The sequence below is a fragment of the Veillonella dispar genome, assembly GCF_937975875.1.
GTDB lineage: Bacteria > Bacillota > Negativicutes > Veillonellales > Veillonellaceae > Veillonella > Veillonella dispar_B.
The window spans coordinates 1-4,650 of the sequence record NZ_CALJSP010000172.1 but is presented as its reverse complement, the minus strand read 5'-3'; the positions used below and the strand labels follow the sequence as shown (position 1 = coordinate 4,650).

Annotated in this window: 3 protein-coding genes; 1 reads left to right on the top strand and 2 read right to left on the bottom strand. The window is 40.9% G+C overall.

The genetic code is table 11. The annotated features are described in order from the left end of the window. Positions 1-1,512 (bottom strand): ATP-dependent DNA helicase RecQ (locus tag Q7P05_RS08570; RefSeq protein ID WP_303931644.1); only part of this gene is annotated, 1,512 nt, incomplete at its 3' end. Between the two features lie 323 nt (positions 1,513-1,835). Between Q7P05_RS08570 and putP the strand changes: the two genes are divergently transcribed. Continuing rightward, on the top strand, positions 1,836-3,323 hold the full coding sequence (putP, locus tag Q7P05_RS08565; RefSeq protein WP_129823879.1) for a sodium/proline symporter PutP: 1,488 nt from the start codon (positions 1,836-1,838) through the stop codon (positions 3,321-3,323). Between the two features lie 74 nt (positions 3,324-3,397). On the opposite strand, the gene Q7P05_RS08560 is transcribed toward putP, so the two are convergent. Next, on the bottom strand, positions 3,398-4,426 hold the full coding sequence (locus tag Q7P05_RS08560) for a YafY family protein (protein WP_195186645.1): 1,029 nt from the start codon (positions 4,424-4,426) through the stop codon (positions 3,398-3,400). Between the last annotated feature and the right edge of the window lie 224 nt (positions 4,427-4,650).

The window sequence follows — 4,650 nt, the reverse complement described above, 5'->3', positions numbered from 1 at the left end:
TGTAGAGCTACGCAAGTAGCCAGAGGCTACAAATTGTTGAATAAGGCCCTTAATCGATTTCTCGTCTACATTGCTCAGTAGACCAAAGACAGGCAATGCATCGTGTCCTGCCCTCATGATGCGATCAGTTCGCTCACCGCGCACGATAGAGGTAATCATAGAGGCACCATAGCGCTCATCAGTGCCCATAATAGCACGGAAGATAGCCTTCGCTTCTTTTGTTACATTGACCTTATCACCGGAGCCTTTACAGGAACTACAATTATCGCAAGTAGTCCAAACGGTGCTTTCACCAAAATAGTTAAGCATATATTTTCGTAAACAATTACTACAGAAACAGTAGTCAATCATAGACTGCAATTTGCGGAGTTCCACCTCTTGTCGCTCAGGAGTCTCGATGGACTGTTCAATTAAATACTTGTGAACCTGTACATCCTGCCCGCTGTAGAGCAAGATACATTCTGCAGGTGCTCCATCGCGACCTGCACGGCCCGCCTCTTGATAGTAGGATTCCATGTTGCGCGGCATTTGGTAATGCAACACATAGCGCACATTACTTTTATCAATGCCCATCCCAAAGGCATTGGTAGCCACCATAACCTGTAGTTTATCATCCGCATAGGCGTTTTGCATCTCACGGCGCACCTCATCGCTGAGCCCTCCGTGATAATGACCTACCTTAATGCCTGCACGGGTTAGATTTTCATACACCCGATCTACATCCTTGCGCGTCGCACAGTAGATAATACCATTTTCATTGGCATGTTGACGCACATAATGGATTACATAATCCATGCGTTTAGGTGTACGGATGACAGAGAAGGATAAATTAGGCCGGTCAAAGCCCGTTACGTATACATTCGCATTATCGAGACCTAATAGTTTCTTAATATCATTTTCTACATATTTTGTCGCCGTCGCTGTGAAAGCACCTACAATAGGTCTCTTCGGCAAAGAGTTGAGCCACTCACCAATGAGCCGATAGGATGGTCTAAAGTCATGGCCCCACTCAGAAATACAGTGAGCCTCATCAACGATAACTTGAGCTATAGGCAACGCTCGCAGAACATTACAGAAAAAATTAGAACCTAGTCGCTCTGGTGCAATATATAAGAGCTTAATCTTGCCACTGCGTACCTCGTACATTGTCTTATTAAACTCCGCTTGGGTAAGGGTACTATTAATGAGTGCCGCTGGAATGTTCTGCACTAATAGACCATCTACTTGGTCTTTCATAAGGGAAATGAGTGGCGAAAACACGATAGTAAGGCCCGGCTTGCAAAGAGCAGGAATCTGGAAACAAATAGACTTGCCGGCCCCTGTTGGCATGATACCAATTACATCTTCATTGCGTAATAAGGAAGCAATAGGAGCCTCCTGAGCCGGTCTAAAGGAGGTATACCCAAAGTAGGTTTCCAACATCCGTAATGCCTGTTGTTTCATCATAGCTTGTTGCTTCATCTCGACCGACTGTGATGCAATAGCTTGTTTTGAAGCTGGCTGTTGTTCCATAGGTACCTCCTTTCACGTTCCAGAAATATACATACAAGACCATAATTACGACTATCAATGACGAAATTTCGTATACAAAACACGAAATATCGTTTTTCCATTCTTATATTTTAACATATTTCATATGCCATTGGGCTTATTAGTATAAACGATTTATTAGTCCAACGTCTAATGCATATGTAGAAAACCAATCTTCAAAATTTGTATAGAAACTACGTAATATCACGAAATTTTTACACTCTAAAGCGCTAATATATGGTACAATAGGAATTATTTATAATACTATAGAATAGAACTACAACCTAAGGAGGTCTTATATAGGCATGACACAAGACAACTTAATGATTATAATCGCCTTTGCCTTATACCTAGGACTCATGATGTATATCGGGGTCTACTATTACAGGAAATCTAACAGCATTGGTGATTACATTCTCGGTGGCCGACAACTAGGACCATGGATCACAGCACTTAGTGCGGAAGCATCAGATATGAGTGGTTGGATGCTCATGGGTGTGCCTGGCCTAGCGTATACTACGGGGATTTCTGGTGTATGGATTGCCGTAGGTCTCACATTAGGTACATGGGCAAACTGGAAGTTTGTTTCTAGACGCTTACGTAACCATACTGAGGTAGCTAGTGACAGTTTAACTTTACCAGACTATTTGAAAAATCGTTTCCACGATCAATCTCATTCGGTAGCCGTTATCTCCGCCCTATTTATCTTGATTTTCTTCTTGATTTATACATCATCAGGGTTCGTAGCAGGTGGTAAACTGTTCAACACCATCTTTGGTCTTGATTACACTGTATCTCTATTTATTACAGCGGGTATCGTCGTATTCTACACATTCCTCGGCGGCTTCCTCGCCGTATCTTGGACAGATTGTATTCAAGGGGCATTGATGTTCTTCGCTATCTTAGCGGTACCAATTACAGCTGCCATGTTTATGGGTGGTCCTATTGAAACATTCCAACTCATTCAACACGAGTTTCCTCAAGGACTTAGCCTATTCGGTGATCCATCTGATTGGTTCACTTGGGTTATTGGCTTGATTTCTTCTCTTGGTTGGGGGCTTGGCTACTTCGGTCAACCTCATATCCTCGTAAGATTCATGGCTATCTCTGATGCTAAAGAGCTTAAGAAATCTACAAACATCGCCATGGTTTGGGTTATCTTATCCCTTATGGCGGCCATTGCAGTTGGCCTCATCGGTCACGTATATATGCTGCCAGATAAATTGGTAGGCACTGATGCAGAAACTGTATTCCTTATCATGACTGAACGTCTCTTTACACCATTTGTAGCAGGTCTCATCTGGTCTGCAGTACTCGCAGCTATCATGAGTACCGCATCTGCCCAGTTATTAGTAACAGCCTCTGCCATTTCTAATGACTTCTATGCCAATATCATTCATCCTAAAGCGAGTGATAAAGAGCTGGTACTAGTAAGTCGTATCGTAGTACTACTAGTTGCATTAATAGCCATCTATATGGCAATGGATCCAGATAGCTACATCTTAACCATGGTTGCCTATGCATGGGCAGGTTTTGGTGCTGCCTTTGGTCCAGCTATCTTGTTCTCCTTATTCTGGAAACGCATGACACGTCATGGCTGTATCGCAGGTATCGTCGTAGGTGGTTTAACCGTACTCATTTGGAAACAATTTGGATTCCTCGGCCTTTACGAAATCGTGCCAGGCTTCATCTTCTCTTCCATCGCTATCTATGTAGTGAGTATCATGGGTAAATTACCTCCTCGTCCAGTTCTTAAGGACTATCGCGAAGCAGAAAAAATGCATGTTCTATAAATTAGAAATCGGACGTTTAAAATAGCATACATAAAAAAAGAGCTAGTTGATTCAACGATCAACTAGCTCTTTTATTATGAGTATTGTGCTAAGCCTTCCTTAATAGCTTCTTTCACTTCTGCTACGAGGGATGTTGGTGAAAGTACTTTCACACTTTGCATATATTGAAGTGCCCAATACTTAAAGGCATCATGATTTACACGTACACGGCATACAACATCATCAGATGTGACGTTGGTGAATTCCACATTGCCATCAAACCAATCTAAAATTTGGTTTACAATAGACCGCTTTGCCTTAAAACTTACGGTAACGGATTCACCGCCGAACATGTAAATATGTTCTTTTACATATTGTGATACATTAAAGGTGCGTTGTTGGTTATAACCCTTTATCTCCCGTAAAGGTTTTCTACGTTCGCTCAGCACCGTAATATGTGCAATTCGATCGACACGCAATGTAGACATGTCATCATAATTTTCATGGTTCCCAACTAGGTAATAGTGTCCCCGATTCATAACTAGTTGGAATGGATTGAATACATACTTTCGCTCCTTATTATCTGGACCGAGATTGATATGTAATCGTTTATCCACGTCAGGTTGGCAATAAGCCAAGGAAATTTTTCTCCCCTTTTGTATTGCTTCCTCTATGAGATCAATATTAAGGAATAAGTCCTGACTTCTATGAAGGTAACCCGTAGCACTTTCAATATCAATACCATGGGGCTTGAAATGAGAGCTACCCAATTTAGCAACACGACTAATTAAATCCTTACGTTGAGATGCGGTAATATGACGAGACGCCAAAATACCGTCAATTAATAATCTCAATTCCGAATCTTCAAAGGTATGAATCATATAGAAATCAGTACGGCGAATCGTGCCATCTGCTCCTACGGCAGACTCTTCACATTGAATACCAAAATCACCAGATTCATATAAATCATTTAAATGACGGCCTAAGGTCTTCCGATCGACGGATACCTCGTACCGCTCGGCTAATATACTGCGAATCTCCTCTTGAGATAAAGTATGATTAGCATCCGTTTCACTTTTCAGGATTTCTAGTATATATACTAGAACGGCCTTCTTAGATGCCATAAAAGACTCCTTTTACAAATAATACAATAAAAACAACATTGTAACTAATACAATTTATAATATCATCCACAACACATCGGATGATGTTCACAAAAATACCCATACATAGTATACCACACTTTTCATATATGGTTCATTTATTTCTCATTAATTTTATCGATTTACTATACTTTTTTGGCAAGATTAAATAACTAAATGTAATAATTATTAAATAAACTTAAACT

Bases quoted from the DNA above. Each gene is read 5' to 3' on its own strand.
- putP (WP_129823879.1), top strand. From the start codon at position 1,836: ATGACACAAGACAACTTAATGATTATAATCGCCTTTGCCTTATACCTA.
- Q7P05_RS08560 (WP_195186645.1), bottom strand. From the start codon at position 4,426: ATGGCATCTAAGAAGGCCGTTCTAGTATATATACTAGAAATCCTGAAA.